This is a genomic window from Cupriavidus sp. FW305-46, assembly GCF_058787075.1.
In genome coordinates this window covers 67,582-84,019 of record NZ_JBYSZI010000009.1, presented here as the reverse complement: position 1 = coordinate 84,019, position 16,438 = coordinate 67,582, and the positions used below count along the sequence as shown (strand labels likewise).

Below are 16,438 nucleotides of genomic sequence, written 5' to 3'. Positions count from 1 at the left end.
TGATGTCGACGGCGGGCGTGGAGGTTGCTCTGACTGACGGTGGCCGGCGGCACGCACGGCGCAATGAATAACGCGTGACCCGCGTGGTCGCGGACTGTAGTGAAGAGTACTGCGAATGAAGGCACTATTTTCTACCTATCCAATGGCATTCCACACCCCCGGCGGTGGGGAGATCCAGTTGCTGGCGTACCAACGCTATCTTTCGCGATTCGGTATCGACGTCACGCTGTTTGACCTTTGGAATCCACGCTTCCTCGATCACGAACTGGTTCATTTCTTTTCGTGCGTGGGTGGTTCGGTCCACTACTGCAATTTCGTCCGGCAACTGGGCTTGCCCCTGGTCGTATCGTCCAGCTTGTGGGTTACTGAAGAAACCGCACACCTGTATCCGATGGCCGAGATAGCACACCAGTTTTCGCTGGCCGATCGTGTCATCGCGAACTCGGAGATTGAATGCGACACGCTCGCGCGCGTATTCGACCAGCCCCGCGAGCGCTTCGTCTCGGTGCTCAATGGTGTAGAGCCGATGTTCTATGAGGCGGTTTCGCCTGATCTGTTCCGCGAACATTTCGAAATAGGCGGCGATTTTGTGCTCAATGTCGGGAACATTGAGCCGCGCAAGAACCAGCTTTCGCTGGTGCGGGCGATGAAAGCTTTCCCCGAGCGCAAGCTCGTTCTGATTGGCCACCAGCGCGATCCGGCCTACGCGCGCCAATGCCTGGAGGAGGGCGGCAACCAGGTGGCCTATCTGGGCCCCCTCCCACATGATTCCCTGCTGTTGCGCTCGGCCTATGCGGCATGTGATGTGTTTTGCCTGCCAAGTACCCTAGAAACGCCCGGTCTCGCTGCCCTCGAATCATATGCTGCGGGATGTCGCATCGCCGTGACTGAGGTGGGCTCCACGCGTGAGTATTTTGGGGGGGGGGTGGCGTATCTCGACCCTTCCTGCGTCGACAGCATTGTCGAGGCGATTCGTGTTGCCTTGGCCACTGAGCCTGGCCGTGTCAGGCGCCAGTTTGACTGGCAGACCGTGATTGAACCGCTCAAAGATATCTACAGCTCCTTGATCCAGAAATGAAACTCGAACTGCAAGCACTGAACAATGTCGAGCGGTCGTCGAACCCGCTCTACCAATGGACTGCGACGTCAGGTGATCCCCAGTTCGCGATCGTTGGATGGGAGCACATGCGGGGCCGCACCGCCAGATTCACATTTCGGCTCGTGACGGATGGTCTGCCGAAGACGCCATGCATGCTCTACCTTGACAAGGGCAAGGGCTTGTCAGAGCAGGGGGCGGTCTGGATGCACACCGGCACCAACGGTGACCTTGTCCAGGAGGTCTCGTTCCCCTATTCGCTCGCTGGCGTTCGGTTTGATCCCTTGGCTTGCCCAGGACGTTTCTCGTTAGAGGGTTTCTCGCTCGAAGTGCTCGAGGATTCGCGGCCGTTCGGAGAGCCCGGCGACGCACCGGCCGAAGAGCTTGAGCCAACCTACGAGAACTGGATCACTCTGAACGAACCATCGGCGGACGATTACACGACACTTGCGTGTAAGGCCGACCAGTGGGAGCGTAAGCCGCTGTTCAGCATCGTGATGCCGACCTACAACTCCCGGCCGGAATTCCTGCGTGAGGCGATCGACTCCGTGCTGGCGCAGGTCTACCCGAACTGGGAACTCTGCATTGCCGATGACAATTCGAGCGAGCCCGGCGTGCGAGCGCTCCTTGACGAGTATGCCGCGCGCGATCCGCGCATCAAGGTGACGTATCGCGGCGAGAACGGCCATATCAGCGCGGCGAGCAACAGCGCGCTCGCGCTGGCCACGGGCGAATACACTGGGCTGCTCGACCACGACGATCTGCTGCATCCGCTCGCGCTCTATTTCGTCGGCGACCTGATCCAACGGCATCCCGAAGCAGCGCTGATCTACAGCGATGAGGACAAGATCGATCTCGAAGGCAAGCGCTTTGGGCCGTACTTCAAGTGCGATTTCAATTACGACTTATTCCTCGGCCAGAACATGATCTGCCACTTCGGCGTTTACAAAACGTCGATGCTCGGCGAGATCGGTGGCTTCCGCGAGGGCTTCGAAGGGGCGCAGGACTACGATCTCGCGCTGCGCGTGCTCGACGCGTCCAGCCATGCCGCGATCTTTCACATCCCGCGTGTGCTCTACCACTGGCGCATGCTGCCCGAGAGCACTGCGACCAGCGTCGATGCCAAGCCTTACGCGTTGACGGCGGCGAGCCGGGCGATCGAGGCGCACCTCGAGCGCCGCGGGGTTGCGGCGACGGTGCAGGCAGCCGATCAGGCACCGATCTTCCAGCGGATCTCGTACGCTCTGCCGAAGGCGCTTCCGCTGGTGGAAATTATCGTGCCGACGCGGGATGGCGCAGCGCTCGTAAAGCAGTGTGTCGATTCCATCACGAACCGGACGACCTACGATAACTACCTCGTCACGATCATCGATAATGGATCCGAGAAGCCCGAGACCTTTGAGCTGTTCGCGAGCTATGCGGAAGATTCGCGCATTCGTGTCGTGCGCGACGATTCGCCGTTTAACTACTCGGCGTTGAACAACCGCGTGGCGCTGGCGAGTCAAGCCGATTTCGTCTGCCTGCTCAATAACGATATCGAGGTCATCACGCCCGAATGGTTGGGCGAACTCGTGTCGATCGCGCTGCAGGACAACGTCGGTGCCGTGGGGGCCAAGCTGCTCTATCCGGACGATACCGTGCAGCACGCGGGGGTGATCGTGGGAATCGGGGGCATCGCCGGCCATGCCTACAAGCATGTCGAGCGCCATGATCCGGGCTACTTCAGCCGCGCGCTGCTGCGCAATACGCTGAGTGCCGTCACAGCGGCCTGCCTGTTGATCCGCACCAGCATCTATCGCGAAGTCGGCGGTCTCGACGAGAAGCTGGTGGTAGCCTTCAACGACGTCGATTTCTGCCTGCGCGTACGCGAGGCGGGCTATCGCAATGTGTGGACGCCGTTTGCCGAGCTGTATCACCACGAATCCGCTTCCCGTGGATACGAGGACACGCCCGAGAAGATTGCACGCTTCGGCAGCGAAATGGAATTTGTCAGGGACCGCTGGGGCGACGCCCTGCTTTGCGACCCGTTCTATTCCCCGAACCTGACGCTCGATACGACCGACTTCGCGTTGACGATGAGTCCGCGGATCACGAAATAAGGCCAGTCTCTATGCATTTGATTACCGACTGGGCCACCGAGCGGCGGCACCCGTCCCCGAGTGTACCGTTTGCCCTCCCGAACGCGATCTATTTCCTGCTGAAGTTCCGAGCCGATCTTTCGTCGTTCGATCACGGATCGCTCGAAGGGCGCATGGAACTGTACTTCTGGTGGCGCGCGCACGGCTACCGCGACTACCCCGACTTCGAGTGGGTGCTTCGCGAAGAGGATGTCGCCTACGCCGGCCAGCTGGACAGCGAGACCCTGATCACGAAATACCCGCGCGTGGTGGCGGCCTGGATGGCAGGCAATGCGGTCGACATTCTCGACGAGCGCGCGCTGCTCGCGGCATTGCTGTCGGATGGCGCATCGGTTGGGCCGACTAACGCGTGCCTGCCGCGCTTCATGGACGCGCTGCTCGTCAAGCGGCGCGATCTACTCGCGCATTTCGATCCTGCTACGTTTGAGGGGCAGCTTTCGCTAGTGTCTTGGTGGGAGACGCACGGGCAGTATGACTATCCGAGAACGAGATGGTCGCCGCGCAACGTCTACGACCAGCTTGACGCGCTGGTCGACGACGGCGGTGTGCTGGGCATTGCGCTGCCATGTTTCCTGCGACCGCTGATAGCGAGCCGCGGGGACCTGAAGGACAAGCTCGATCTGGATACCTTCGATGGCCGCTTCGGGGCGCTCGGCTGGTGGGCTTCAGCGGGCAGGCACCAGTATCCGCGCCTAGTGTGGCATACGGCGCCAACGTACCAGCACCTGAACGAGCTGGTCAGCAACGATCTCGGCCTGCCGATCGATGTCCCGCGCTTCCTGGCGCCGCTTGTCGCGAGCCGCCCGGACCTCGCCGCGTTCATCGACACTGAGACGTTCTCGGGCCGACTCGCGGCCATGCAGTGGTGGGACGAGCACGGCAAGAAGCAGTACACCGGGTTGATCTGGCCGACCTCGCGTACGTTCGGCCACCTGAGCGAGCTCGACGATGGCAGGCGGCACGGCCTGTTCGGCGCGCCGTATTTCCTGCGGCCGATCATCGACGGCCGTCCCGATCTCCATGCCCTGTTCAATGTCGATACCTTCGGCGGGCGACTTGGCGCGATGGAATGGTGGACCTTCCATGGCAGGGACGAGTACAGCAGGCTGCATTGGCCGCTGGACGAAAGCTGGGAGGAACTGGTCGACGTGGCGGACGTGCCGGGCCAGCCGGTCGCGCTGCCGCACTTTCTGCGCGCGCTCTACGCGGAACGCCAGGACCTGCGCGACCGGTACGATCTCTCGACGGAGGCGGGCGCGACGGCGCTGGTGGCGTGGTGGCAAGACCGGGGCAGGGAGTCGATCGGATTTCTGCGGCAGCTGCGCGTCGAGCTGCCCGCGGGAGAGCGCAGGGCCCGCGTTGTGTCGGATTCGACTGGCGGCGCGCCGTTGGCGCGTCCGCGTGGCATTAACATCGTCGGGTTCCCGCAAGGCGTCCTGGGACTAGGTGAAGATGCCAGAATGGCCGCCCAGGCCTTCCAGCTCGCCGGCGCCGAGGTCGCCCTGGTCAATGCGCCGATGAACGGCCCGGCTCGTCTCGAGCATTCGCTCGATCACCTGATCCGCGGCGACCTCGTCTACGACGTCAGCGTGTTTTGCCTGCCCCCTCCGGAAATGGTGCGCATGGCCCTCGAGGGCGGGCGCAGGATGCTCGAGGCTGAAACGTACAAGATCGGTGCGTGGCCGTGGGAGCTGCCTCATTGGCCGAGCGCGTTCGGCCGTGCCTACGAGTTCGTTGATGAGATCTGGGCGCAAAGCCGGTTTGTCGAGGCAGTCTACGCGAGGCTGGGCAAGACGAAGGTTCGCCACATGCCGATGGCCGTGGTCATTCCGGAGCCGCGCGCCATTGACCGCGCACGCTTCGGCTTGCCACACGACCAGTTCCTGTTCTACCTGATGTTCGACGGCAACTCGTGGCTGACCCGCAAAAATCCGGTCGCGGGCGTGCATGCGTTCAAACAGGCCTTTGGCGGCGACCGCGCCGGCGTGGGGCTGGTTATCAAGGCCATGAACGTCAGGGAAGATGACCCGACCTGGCGCCAGGTGTGCGAGATGGCTGCGCAGGATGCGCGGATCCATATCGTGTCGGAACGGCTCAACCGCCAGGACACGATCGATTTCATGGCGTGCTGCGATGCCTATATCTCGCTGCACCGCAGTGAGGGTTTTGGCCGCGTGATCGCGGAAGCGATGGCATTGGGGCAGCCGGTGGTGGCAACGAACTTCTCCGGCAATGTGGATTTCTGCGACCCGGAAACGGCATTCCTTGTGGACGGTGAACTGGTGCCGCTGCGGCCCGGTGAATACTTGTTCCACGAGGGCCAGTACTGGTGCGATCCCGATGTCTCGCTGGCCGCCGGCCAACTGGTCCGGGTCTTCGGTGATGCTGCGCTGCGCAAGCGTATCGCAGCAGCGGGCCGCGAACGCATCGAGCGCGACTATTCAATGGCGGCAGTGGCGCGCGCCTACCGGCAGCGCCTGGCTGAGTTCGACCAAGGGGCTGGCGAGCGATGAGACTACTGATCTGTGCACCGGATATTTTCGAAGGGGACGCCGTCGGCAATCACTGCCTTGGGTTGGCCGCGATTGCTTCGCAGTTTGGGTGGAACTCACGAACGTACGCCCAGCGCTTCGACGCGTCGACAATGGCGGTGCAGCCGATTGAATTGCTGTTTTCCGAGGCTACGGCCGAGGACCTCCTGTTCGTCAGCTACTCGATTGTTGACCCGGTCCTCGATCGACTACTGGCGTTGCCGTGCCGGAAGATCTGCTATTTTCATGGCGTTACCAATCCGGCGCTACTGCGTGAGTTCGAGCCAGCGACTGCCGAACTTTGCGAACAAGGCCTTGCGCAACTGCCGCACCTGGCAAGATTTGATGCCATTGTCGCCAACTCGAAGTACGTGGCCCAAGACCTGGCACCATTTGTCGATGTGTCGAACGTGGCTGTCATTCCTCCCGTCTTTGCGAGTCTCCCGGCATTCGCATCCAACACAACAGGGAGCCACGACTCGATGGCGTTCAATATGCTTGTGCTTGGTCGCGTGGTGCCACACAAGCGAGTGGAGGATGCTATCGAAGTGCTTGCTGAAGTAGTCGCTGGCGGGGTGGATGCGACGATGACAATCGTCGGCAGTATGCCAAATCATGACTACAGTAAGTTCTTGCTCAAGCGTGCTCGTGAGCTTGGTGTGCTGGTGCGGATCGATTTTACCGGCATGGTCGATGATGCCGATCTCTTGTCAAACTATGACCGCGCTTCGTTGCTGCTTTCGATGAGCCGCCATGAAGGATTTTGCATACCAGCGCTTGAGGCGATGTACCGGGGCATCCCCGCGGTCGTGAGGGCAGGGCATGCAGCAGCCGAGGTTGTGGGCGACACAGGTCTGGTTGCGGGTGTCGAGACGACGCCGGCGCAGATTGCAGGATCGATCCTGGCGGTACGAGGACATGAGCAAGCATGGCACGAGTTGCGACGACAAGCGCGGGTGCGTGCCGAGTCGATTCTGAATACTTGTAACCACGAGCGCTGGTCCACGCTCTTGAACACAATTGGGCAACGAGCTTAAGATGAATTCCCCCCCCAAGATACTGGTCACGACGTACCACTCCGCCTTTCTTGTCCGGGGTGGAGGCGAATTCGAGATAGTGAGCCTGGTCGACAGTTTGAAAAAGCAGGGCTATATCGCTGACATATACGGTCCATTTTCGCAGTCGCTCGACCGCTATGACGTCGTACTGCATTTCTCCGTACATGGCGGAGGGCTTGAGCTGCTCCGTTCCGTGGCTGCTGCGGGTAAGCCGATTGTCCTGTGGCCAAACCTATGGGCTGACGAGCTGCATCCTCCATCAAGCGGTTTGATTGCTGAACATGTTGCGCTTGCCAGTGTCATCGTTTTCAAATCGATCGCGGAGAAGGAGCATTTCTGCTCGCGCTATGCGGTGCCAGAGGGGAAGATTCGCTTTGTACCGGCGGGTGTCGACGAGATCTTTTCCAAGAATGCGCCGGACCGACTATTCCGCACAATGTACGGACTTGATAGGTATGGCATCTGGTTTGGTGTGATTGAGCCTTCTAAGAACCAGCTAACCGCTATACGCGCGCTTCGGGACTGTGGCATGCCACTTGTGTTCGTCGGACGCTATCGAGACCGTGAGTACTACAACGCCTGCCGGCGCGAAAGCCCATCGAATTTTCTGTTTATTGACGGATTGCCTTACCGATCCGAGGTGATGCGGGCCGCGCTGCAGGAATGTAGTTTTTATGTCGAAGTGTCCAAAGAGCCGCCGGGACTGTCCGCAATAGCTGCGGGCCTGTCGGGTTGCCGGCTGGTGCTGAGCAACTCAGACTGGGCGCGTGAGCATTTCGACAGCTTTGCTCAATTGGTGGATCCTGACTCGACCGAGTCAATCCGCGAGGGCGTTGAGGCCGTCATTCGTGCTCCCGCACAATACGAGGCGCAACGCGAGCATCTTCGCCGGCACTGCCTGCCTGCGGCAATCGTACCGTTGCTGGATGTTTTCAACGAGGTAGTTGAGGCGTCATGAGGCTTTATTTGTTCCGACACGGCCTGTCTGAAGCCAATATCGCGCGGCGCGTGACGGGTACGCCGGACGACCCCTTGTCTGCCCAGGGCGTGAATCAGGCGCGCGCAATGGCGCCATGGATCGAGGCCGCTGCGATTTGCCCCGACCGCTTCCTGACTAGTCAGTGGAGGCGTGCGCAAGAAACCGCAAGGCTTCTGTTCCCGACGGCCGAGTGGGAGATCGATACCCGGCTCGGCGAAACCGACGCCGGAGCGGTTGCCAACGCGCCACTTGAGAGTTTTTTGCACGACTATCCCGATTTCTACTCGGACTATCGCAATGCCTATCCGGGTGGCGAGTCGCATGCCACCTTGAATGAGCGGGTGCTTGACTGGCTTCATTCATTGCACGTGCTGGGCATATCCGATACCGCAGCAAGCGAGATCGCGGTCGTCTCGCACTCCGGGCCAATCGCCTGCTTGCTCCAGCAGGCTCTTTCGATTGGGATGGAGAGATTTCCGGCATTACTGCCGGCTCATGCGAGCCTCACCATACTGGACTGGGACGTGGGTTCCGACTTGCCGGTGCTGCGTGGGTTCTCATTGATGCCGCCTGAAGCGCTGGCTTCCACGTCCATGAACAGTGCGAGGAAAGACTAATGATGAAAGTCCTTGCGCTACAGCGCGTATCCCATGTCGCCGCCGATGCGCTCTCGCTATCGGTTGAGGCGCGGATGACTGAGACGCTTGACTACCTTGCCGACCAGGGTAAGCTGACATTCGCCGCGATCGCAGAGAATCATGAGCGAGTCGATTCCGCACTCGAATGGGCCGATGCGCTGACCCTGAGCAAACACAGTTCGCCGGCGGCCGTTGCCGTGGCGCGCCGTGCACGGGAGAGAGGAGTACGCATTGTCTATGATGTTGACGACTGGATTTTCTCGTTCCCGTCGTACAGCAACGCGACCAAGGTTGCTAAACAACTCGACGGTATCCGCGAGTTGATGTCACTGGCGGATGTAGTGACGGTGGCCAATCAGAATTTGCTCGATCACATCGGAGAGTATTGCGCTCAACCGATCCTGATGCCGAACGGCATGTACGTCGAGAAGTATATTGCGGAGAACCACGCGGGTGCCGTCCGAGAGTTGCAGCCGCCACGTATCGTATTCACCAACGCGGACCTGATCAAAGTCAACAATAGCAAGGCCGTGCTGTTGCGCGTGCTGCAAGACTTCTTCCATCAGCATCCGGACTACTTGCTTGATTTCTACGGAGATCCGTTCCCCGAGATCTTCTCGCTTCCATTTCTGCACTACACAAGTCGAAAGCAATATCCGGACTACGTGCAGGCGCTGATCGCGGGTGGCTACGTATTCTCGATCACCCCGCTTGGAGGGGCGGAAGACCCTGACAGCCTGTTCTTCAATAGCTGCAAGAATCCGTTCAAGTACCTGAACTATGGCACGGCTCGGGTGCCTGGCATCTATTCGCGCAGCCCGATCTATGAAGACTGTGTCAAAGACGGCGAAACAGGCCTGCTGGTCGACAATACCTACGAGAGCTGGCTCGATGCGATGGAGCGGATGGCCGCTGACGCGAGCCTGCGCAACAGGATCCGGGGCGAGGCGTTCGACGATATCTGCCGTTCACACCACATCAGTCGCAGCGCTGAGATTCTTCTTGCTTTGCTAGGGAATGGTTGAGTATCAATCCATGGCGGCGAGCGCCGGCCAGGTCGGACTATACGAGCCGCTCTATCGACCGGATCAGGCTTCGTCGAGTGACTTGTTAATCCCGCTGGAGATGCGTGACAACTCACGGCCGGACTGGCGCGAATTTGCAATTCTTGTATCGATGTACAAGCAGGGCATTCATCGAAGGCACGCAGCGACAGGGCTCATTTCGCCAAAGTTCGGCCTCAAGTCGCGCGTTGGTCTTGAGTCATTTGTCGCATTCGTCCAAGCCCATGGGGGAGATGACGTCAGTTTCGTCAATCCATTTCCCCAGCTCGCTTATTGGTCCTATAACGTGTGGATGCAGGGGGAGCACGCACATCCAGGCCTGGGCGCAGCCGCACAGGCACTGCTTGACAAGGTTGGCATTGGCTGGCGGCTTTCCAGCGTGCCGCGTCACGGTCAAGCAACGCTTGCTTACTGCAATTTCTGGGCAGGCTCGCCCGAGTTCTGGGAGCGTTACGTAGGCGGGGTTCTCGTTCCTATCGCGGAGTTCCTGGAAGACGCACCTGATGATCCCGTCGCACAGGCCGTGATGCGCGATACCACGCACACTGATCCGGCGCCACTGCTGCCGTTCATCATCGAGCGCCTGTTCAGCACATTTCTGTCGCTTCATCCCGAATGCAACGCGAGTGCCATGCCGATCGAGTTCGACGACGTGCTTGCTCATTGCGTAGATGAGTTCGAACGTGTCATCGTCCGGTATATGCGTTATCCCATTGAGATCGCAGATGCCTCGGGCAAGCCATTCGACGGCGATCTACTCCGGCAGATGGATGCGATGTGCGCGCTATGGCAGCAGCATTTCTTTGACCTTTACTCGTTAGTGCCACATCCTCATACCGGGCGAAAGATCTGATCATCTTCGCGGGCATCAGGTGCCGCACCCGCCCACAATGGAGAAGGTGGGTAAAGGCAGATAATATGCATTATCTTACGCTGGTTGGGCGAGATGTCCTGCTAACTGGATATCAGCCTGCTCGAGCTTAGTCCCTAGCTCCTGCAATTCGCAATTCGGGTCTGGCTATTCGCAAAAGAGACGAGTCCGAACGGCGTTGTGATCCGGCCAAGCTCTGTCCCCGGTGAATTTTGGTGCGAACTATTTCAATGATGCGATGGACTAGTAGGACAGAATGTCGACACCGGGCGGAAGCCATTCTCCTTCGAGTTCAGCGCAGGTACACCCGCAGCCCAGCGTCGAGCCGGAACATCAAACGGTCTCCACTCAGGGCTTCGATCATTGCCTTTGCGAGCCCAACGTCTCGCTCGCTGCATTCGAGTTCGAGTGATACCCCGTTGGGCAGCTTTGCGCTCAAGAGCGCCAGCGGTTGCGCTCGCTGCGGTGGCAGATCGCCAGTCGCTGATGCCGCTTCGTGACAGGGCACCACACCCTTTGCACGTGTCTCGCTTGGCCGCGACTCCTGAAGCTCGTGGACAACCGGCACGAATGCCGGCAACGCACCTCGCGCCTGCGCTGAATCTCGGTACTCCCGAATCCATTTGCGCAACTGGTTCGCGTTGATACCAGCCTTGAGCGCTGTGCCCGAAACCGATGCTCCCGATTGAAGATAAAACTCAATCAGACGCCGCTTGGCCGCAGGCTCGTAGTCGCGCTTCCCATTGGAGCGGACTCGCACCGCCTCGCACGCCGCATGATTGAAGTCTGTCAGAGCGCTACTGGTGATAGGGGTCTCCCTTCGCGCCACCCGTGGTATTGATAATGTGCTGCGGCATCAACGCCAGCAGCCAGAACGTCGGGATTCGCCTCGTAATATGCGGCAACGTCAAAGTAAGACGAAACGCTGAGCACATGCGAGGCATCCATCTCGCTAGGTACACCAGGAGTGCGACGTGGGACGAAATTCCGGAGGCGTGCACCAATGGCGCGCCGCAGTTTCCAAAGTTGCATCCCGGGGCCGGCCTTAATAGCTGCATTCTGCATTTCTCGCCAGGTGTTCGCGATGTAGGAAGGGTTTTCTGAACGGCGCAGCGTGACGAAAAATTCGTTTTGGTCAAGTGCCGTATCCTGAAAACCTTCGCATGCAAAGTCGATCAAGCCGGCGTCGGCTATTTGCGCCATGAGTTGTGCGAAGGATGCGGGAGTGAAAGCCCAGCAGTGGATGTCGTGATAATGGCCGTTCTCCATTATGTCCATCGCAAGCGAGATTGCATCAGAGTAGCTATACAGCTTGGCCGGCCTAGCGGCAGCCGAATTGCTCCAAACGTCAGCACAATCATCCTTGATCACGCTCAATGTGAAGTCCAGCATTGAGTGGGGCTGCGGAACGCGGGCTTTGACCAGATAGCTGAGCAGCACATCGGAGAGTTGCGTTTCTCTTCTCAGGCGGTCGAAAGTGAAGCGCATATCTGGTACAGCGAGCCGAACCTCGCCAGTAGGCTTCAAGATGGAAGCAAGTTCTCGAAGCCATCCGATCAAGTCCGGGACATGCTCAATGACGTGTGAGGCGACCACATAGTCAACGTATTTGCCGCGGATGGCATCATGTAGGGTATTTTGTCCCCATACGGCACCCACATCGACAATGGACTCAACGTCCACATTGGGGTCGTCCTTGTATTTGCGCTTGAGGGTGGGGGTATCGGCATGGTCAACATAGATGACATTGCAGTCACCGGACCTGACAATTGGTCGGCATAGAGCACCGATTTCTATGCCAAGCTGCGACTCCAAGACTAAACCACCGAGAAGCTTTTCGCGGCGGACTTCGTTATGCCCGTTGCTCATGGTTGCCATCCATATATCGGGTTAGGCAGTATAGCCGAACAAGGAGCCACATTTTCATGCCCCGTCTCGCGCGGGCTTTTCTTTTCCGGATCATGGAATGCCATACACCAGTCCTGCAAACCTGCCGGGAGGCCGAAACATGGCCACCTTCCTGGGCATGCTGGCCTACTGCGAAGGCACGTCGATTGTGCCTGGCAGTGACGACGGCTACAGCGTCAATCTGGGTCGGGCGCTCTTCCACGGCTACGACAAGCACCCGCGCGTCTCAGTCATGACGCGGAGGGGATGGAGCGACGCCGCGGGTCGGTACCAGATCATGGTGGCCATCCCGGGAAGAAGAAAACGCGCACTTGGGACTCGGCCAGCAGCGCGTGTGGCGTGTCGGACTTCAGCCCGGCCGCGCAGGACTAGGTCGTCGTGTACCTGATCACCCACCGCGGCGCGCTTGCCGACATCGAGGCTGGCCGGCTGGCCGATGCCATCGCGAAGTGCCGAAAGGAGTGGGCGAGTCTGCCAGGCGAGGGGTACGGGCAGCGGGAACAATAAATTCGGAGCCCTCAGGGCACAGTACCTGCTGCATGGCGGGGTGATAACGGGGTCTGACAATGAACGAAGAAGTCGTGGTGATGGCGAAAGTCGGCGACGCGGCTGCGCTGGGCTCGGCGATCGCCTTGAGGTTCATTCCGGGAACTGGTGGCAGCGCCCGCTCTCGTTCATCGGGAGCCTTGGCATCGGCTGCCTTGTCGGCGGCGTTGCGGTGGAGCGGTTCGGCCTGGTGGCTGGGAGTTACACGCACATGCTCGCAGTTGCTTCGGCGGCGGTGTTCGGTCTGGCCATCGTGAACAACGGGATGCAGCAGATCCCGGAGATCTTCGCCACGCTGCGCAGGAAGACCCTGGGGAGCTGACCCCTCCTGGTGGCGAACGCCATCATTTGGGGCGGCTCGATCTGGGCCGTGCTGACGCATAAGGTGTCGGCGGGTACAGCGTCGGATATGCAACGAAGATGGGGGCGGTTCAGGCCACCAGCGCGAGGATCCTGTGGTGTTTGCACCCCAGCGCGGACAGCAGCATGAGCGGTATCAGCGAAGGCCCAACGGGAGATCGAAGATTCATTGTTCCCGCCTGTCATGATTGCCGTGTCGACCTGGCGCTCGGCGATGCATTTGAAACGGCGAGACGGCAGGCGTCCGCGCTTCAGGACGCATGGCCTGTGATGCGCGCATGCGGCGTCGTGCTACCTCCAGGCTGGCTGCCGGACGTCAGGATTGCGGCAGTTGTGCCACGTCGTTGCGCTGATACAGTCCGGCATCGTCGATCGAGATATCCTTGCAGGCATCCGGATTCTCCAGGTTGATCCGGATGCCCGTGATGTCTCGCGCGGTCAGCCAGCGGGGCGAAGCGTCGAGCGGGATGATCAATATGCCTTCGTCGGCCGTGAACACGAGTCCGCTGGCCGCGGCGTCAGCGCTTGATGTATCCGTCGACCAGCGCACGCGCAGGCGAGGCGGCGCGTTGGCGCCGATGCACGCAAAGCGCATGCGCAGAAGACCTGCCGACTTGCCGGCCAGCGCAGGGGAAAGCGGCAGCACGATGGTGCCCTGTCCATGCGCGACCGCTGGAGCGCCGCTTTTCACCGAGGTGCCGGCGACCGTCGGGGCGAGTTTTCGGACCAGTGTCATCTTGCGCTGCAAGCTGTGCTCGGATCGTCCCCAGGCGACGGGAATCTTCACCAGATCGGACGGGGCAAACGCCTTTTCCAGTAGCGCCACCTCGGCCGGCGTCGGCTCCCTGTTGTCGGGTGCCACGCTGTCATTTCCCTTCCAAGTGCCGAAGATGAAGCGACCATCCTGGACCGGTGCGTAATGCGCGACGATGAAGCGATAGAGCAGAGGGTCGCGCAGCGCGAGTCCACCGCCGTCGTGGACGACGTTGTCTCCCTCGAACAGCGCCAGGCTGGGCGGATTGCTCATGATCATCCGGGCCGCGCGTAATTGCTGCGGGCCAGGCACCATATTGTAGGCCGCAGTGACGGGCAGGGGCGGCAGACGATTCAGGTAGAAGTACTGTGCATTGCGCGAGGTCAGGTCGAGATAGCGCTCGCCGGGCGCAATCCGCGCGTCGACACGCTCCCGCAGCTCGGTCAAGCGCTGCCATTGGTCGTCCTGGACAATCCCGGTACCGAGATTGGGCAGCCCCACCGATGCACCGTCCCGAGGCGACCCCACCCAGATCCGCGAAGGAGAGGCCGCGAACAGTGGCGTCACTGTGAGCGGGCCAAAACCAAGGGCACTCCCCATGACTGCTGCCAGCACCAGCACACTGCCCTGCAGACCGGGCCGACCTACGCGCCAGAGCAGGATCGGGAGCAGCACGGCGCAGCTGAAAATGGCGACGCGGCCAGGCCGCGACAGATCGTTGGCGTCGATGCGTCCCATCGAGTAGGGAATAAGCAGCAGCACGAAGATCACCAGCACGATCGCGGGCGGGAAGATCTGCCAGCGCCGGGTAGCGTCGCTCCGGGCACTGAGCATTAGCCAGAGCCCGAACAAGGGTGTCAGCACCCAGGAGCCGCGCAGAAGCTCATACAAAAGGCCAGAGCGCGGGCCGCCGTTCCAGCTCGCCTGCCAGGGAATCCCATAGGCGACCTGGTTGATCGGGCCGTTCTCAAGGACATACCGGGCGGCGCCGAGCAGCATCGCCACCAGTGGCGTGGCGAGTGTCACGAGTCCGAGCAGGAGAAGTGCCGGTACCAGGTATTTCCATTCACGCTGCTCCGGAAGTTTCCAGCAGCGCCACATCGCAAATACCGCCAGCGGCGCCGACCCGGCAACTAGCAGACTGGCTTGCGGAGGGAGTCCAAGAATCGCGACCGGCACCGTCAACAGCCAGCATGCCAGCCAGCGCGCCGGGCGGGCGAACAGCGTCGGGCTGCACCACAGGCAGATGAATGGCGTCAGAAACAACCATGGAAGGCGGTCGCCAATGATCAGCGTTGCAACAAACGCCAGCGGCAGGCTGCGTGAGAAACGCAGCATACACAGATAGGCGACGAGAGACAGCAAGGCGCAGGCCAGACGGCTGGCATCCCCGATGGCTGCGGCGGTACCGTCGTAGAACAGCACCGCCACGATGCCGCGCAGATCGTCTTCCGCGATGCCGTGCGCCGGAATGTAATCGATATAGGGAACCGCGCCGTGAAGGTAGGACCACCATCCGAGCAGATACTCGCCGAAGTGATAGTCATCAGCCGGTACTAGTGGCGTTTGTGTCATGCCGCTCTTGAGCGCCACGAGCAATCCGAACAGCGCGATTGGTGACCAAAGCGTGCCGGAGTTTGCATCGATGGACGCTCGCCACCGGATGGCGCGCACGACGGCATCTACGGCGCCCCATGCGACGAGCACGACAATCAGGATATCGAGCCGGTGGTGCGTGTGGTAACCGCTCCCGGTTCCATTTGCCGTGATCCAGCCTGCGGGAATCAGCAGCACCATCAGCGTCGTCGTTCCTATTTGCGCGGCTAGCGCGGCAAACGGGAGGCACCGCTCCACCCAGCTGCGCCTGAGGCATGCGAGCGCTGCAGCGGCGACCAGACCTGTCCACATCAGCGTCTGGGAGATTTTCGTGAACGAGGCGAGCTGGGCCGCGCTAATTTCCGGAGCGAAGAATCGTCCACGAACGATCGCCGCCGCGAGCGGCAGCGTAGCCAGCAGCACGCCCGCTAACAGCAGCGCACCGGCAGTAGCCGGCGAGATTTGCGCGGTGCGTCCAGGCCTGCAGCCGTATATCGTCGCAAGTGCGATCACGCCGCCGGCTGATATCCGAATCAGGTTGGGATCTGCGGGAAAGCCGACGGCAAGCAGACCGACCGCGATGGCGAAGGGAAGCGTCCACAGCAGGAACTGGCCGGCGAGTGCTTCCGCGTGCACTTGGCCGTGCCTGGATTCCTGGTTGCGCAGCAGCGCGCCAATGCTCCACAGCGTGGCGATGAACGCAAGTATCGCGATCGGCGGTGCCATCAGGTCCTGCACCTTGGTGTTCGCGTGCCATGCCGCATTGCCGACGATGAAGTCGGAATATGTGGTCGTGTTCTTGAAGGTTAGGGCAGTCGACAGCGCCGCGGCGGCAACGGCAGAAGCCGACAGGATCGCTGCGGCCTTTTGTGGAAACGATGGGTGTGGGGTCGACACGC

13 protein-coding genes are annotated in these 16,438 nt (G+C 60.6%); 10 read left to right on the top strand and 3 right to left on the bottom strand.

From position 1 onward, the window contains the following. The first annotated feature begins 115 nt into the window (after nt 1-115). From AC3WON_RS06650 to AC3WON_RS06615, 8 genes are read left to right on the top strand one after another with little or no spacing between them, the layout of a single operon-like run. The gene (locus tag AC3WON_RS06650) at nt 116-1,078 is read left to right on the top strand and encodes a glycosyltransferase family 4 protein (RefSeq protein ID WP_492351438.1); all 963 of its coding nucleotides are present in this window, start codon (nt 116-118) and stop codon (nt 1,076-1,078) included. Then, complete coding sequence (locus tag AC3WON_RS06645) at nt 1,075-3,195, top strand: glycosyltransferase family 2 protein (protein ID WP_492351437.1); 2,121 nt, start codon at nt 1,075-1,077, stop codon at nt 3,193-3,195. Before AC3WON_RS06650 ends, AC3WON_RS06645 begins: the two co-directional genes overlap by 4 nt. An 11-nt stretch (nt 3,196-3,206) precedes the next feature. Then, a complete protein-coding gene (locus tag AC3WON_RS06640; RefSeq protein WP_492351436.1) occupies nt 3,207-5,747 on the top strand; it encodes a glycosyltransferase family 4 protein in 2,541 nt (846 codons plus the stop codon). Beyond that, entirely contained in the window at nt 5,744-6,802 is a 1,059-nt protein-coding gene (locus AC3WON_RS06635; RefSeq protein ID WP_492351435.1) for a glycosyltransferase family 4 protein, read from the top strand. The genes AC3WON_RS06640 and AC3WON_RS06635 overlap by 4 nt, the downstream gene beginning before the upstream one ends. A gap of 1 nt (nt 6,803) precedes the next feature. Next, nucleotides 6,804-7,781: a glycosyltransferase family protein gene (locus tag AC3WON_RS06630; RefSeq protein ID WP_492351434.1), complete on the top strand. Its 978-nt coding sequence runs from the start codon at nt 6,804-6,806 to the stop codon at nt 7,779-7,781. Then, nucleotides 7,778-8,419: a histidine phosphatase family protein gene (locus AC3WON_RS06625; RefSeq protein WP_492351433.1), complete on the top strand. Its 642-nt coding sequence runs from the start codon at nt 7,778-7,780 to the stop codon at nt 8,417-8,419. Before AC3WON_RS06630 ends, AC3WON_RS06625 begins: the two co-directional genes overlap by 4 nt. Next, nucleotides 8,419-9,465 carry a glycosyltransferase family protein gene (locus AC3WON_RS06620; protein ID WP_492351432.1) on the top strand — a complete coding sequence of 349 codons (1,047 nt, stop codon included), beginning with the start codon at nt 8,419-8,421 and terminating at the stop codon, nt 9,463-9,465. Before AC3WON_RS06625 ends, AC3WON_RS06620 begins: the two co-directional genes overlap by 1 nt. Then, nucleotides 9,458-10,357 carry a hypothetical protein gene (locus AC3WON_RS06615; protein WP_492351431.1) on the top strand — a complete coding sequence of 300 codons (900 nt, stop codon included), beginning with the start codon at nt 9,458-9,460 and terminating at the stop codon, nt 10,355-10,357. Before AC3WON_RS06620 ends, AC3WON_RS06615 begins: the two co-directional genes overlap by 8 nt. 310 nt (nt 10,358-10,667) lie before the next feature. Here AC3WON_RS06615 and tnpA read toward each other — a convergent pair whose 3' ends face one another. Together tnpA and AC3WON_RS06605 are read right to left on the bottom strand one after the other, a co-directional pair. Continuing rightward, on the bottom strand, nt 10,668-11,135 hold the full coding sequence (gene tnpA / locus AC3WON_RS06610; RefSeq protein WP_492351430.1) for an IS66-like element accessory protein TnpA: 468 nt from the start codon (nt 11,133-11,135) through the stop codon (nt 10,668-10,670). Nucleotides 11,136-11,164: 29 nt separating this feature from the next. Further along, nucleotides 11,165-12,253, bottom strand: a complete 1,089-nt coding sequence (locus tag AC3WON_RS06605; RefSeq protein WP_492351429.1) for a methyltransferase domain-containing protein — start codon at nt 12,251-12,253, stop codon at nt 11,165-11,167. Between the two features lie 88 nt (nt 12,254-12,341). Here AC3WON_RS06605 and AC3WON_RS06600 point away from each other — a divergent pair, with 88 nt between their 5' ends. Beyond that, entirely contained in the window at nt 12,342-12,671 is a 330-nt protein-coding gene (locus tag AC3WON_RS06600; protein WP_492351428.1) for a lysozyme family protein, read from the top strand. After that, nucleotides 12,662-12,790, top strand: coding sequence for a hypothetical protein (locus tag AC3WON_RS06595; protein ID WP_492351427.1), 129 nt, complete (start codon nt 12,662-12,664; stop codon nt 12,788-12,790). The genes AC3WON_RS06600 and AC3WON_RS06595 overlap by 10 nt, the downstream gene beginning before the upstream one ends. Nucleotides 12,791-13,505: 715 nt before the next feature. Here AC3WON_RS06595 and AC3WON_RS06590 read toward each other — a convergent pair. Further along, nucleotides 13,506-16,436: a hypothetical protein gene (locus AC3WON_RS06590; protein WP_492351426.1), complete on the bottom strand. Its 2,931-nt coding sequence runs from the start codon at nt 16,434-16,436 to the stop codon at nt 13,506-13,508. Nucleotides 16,437-16,438: the final 2 nt, after the last annotated feature.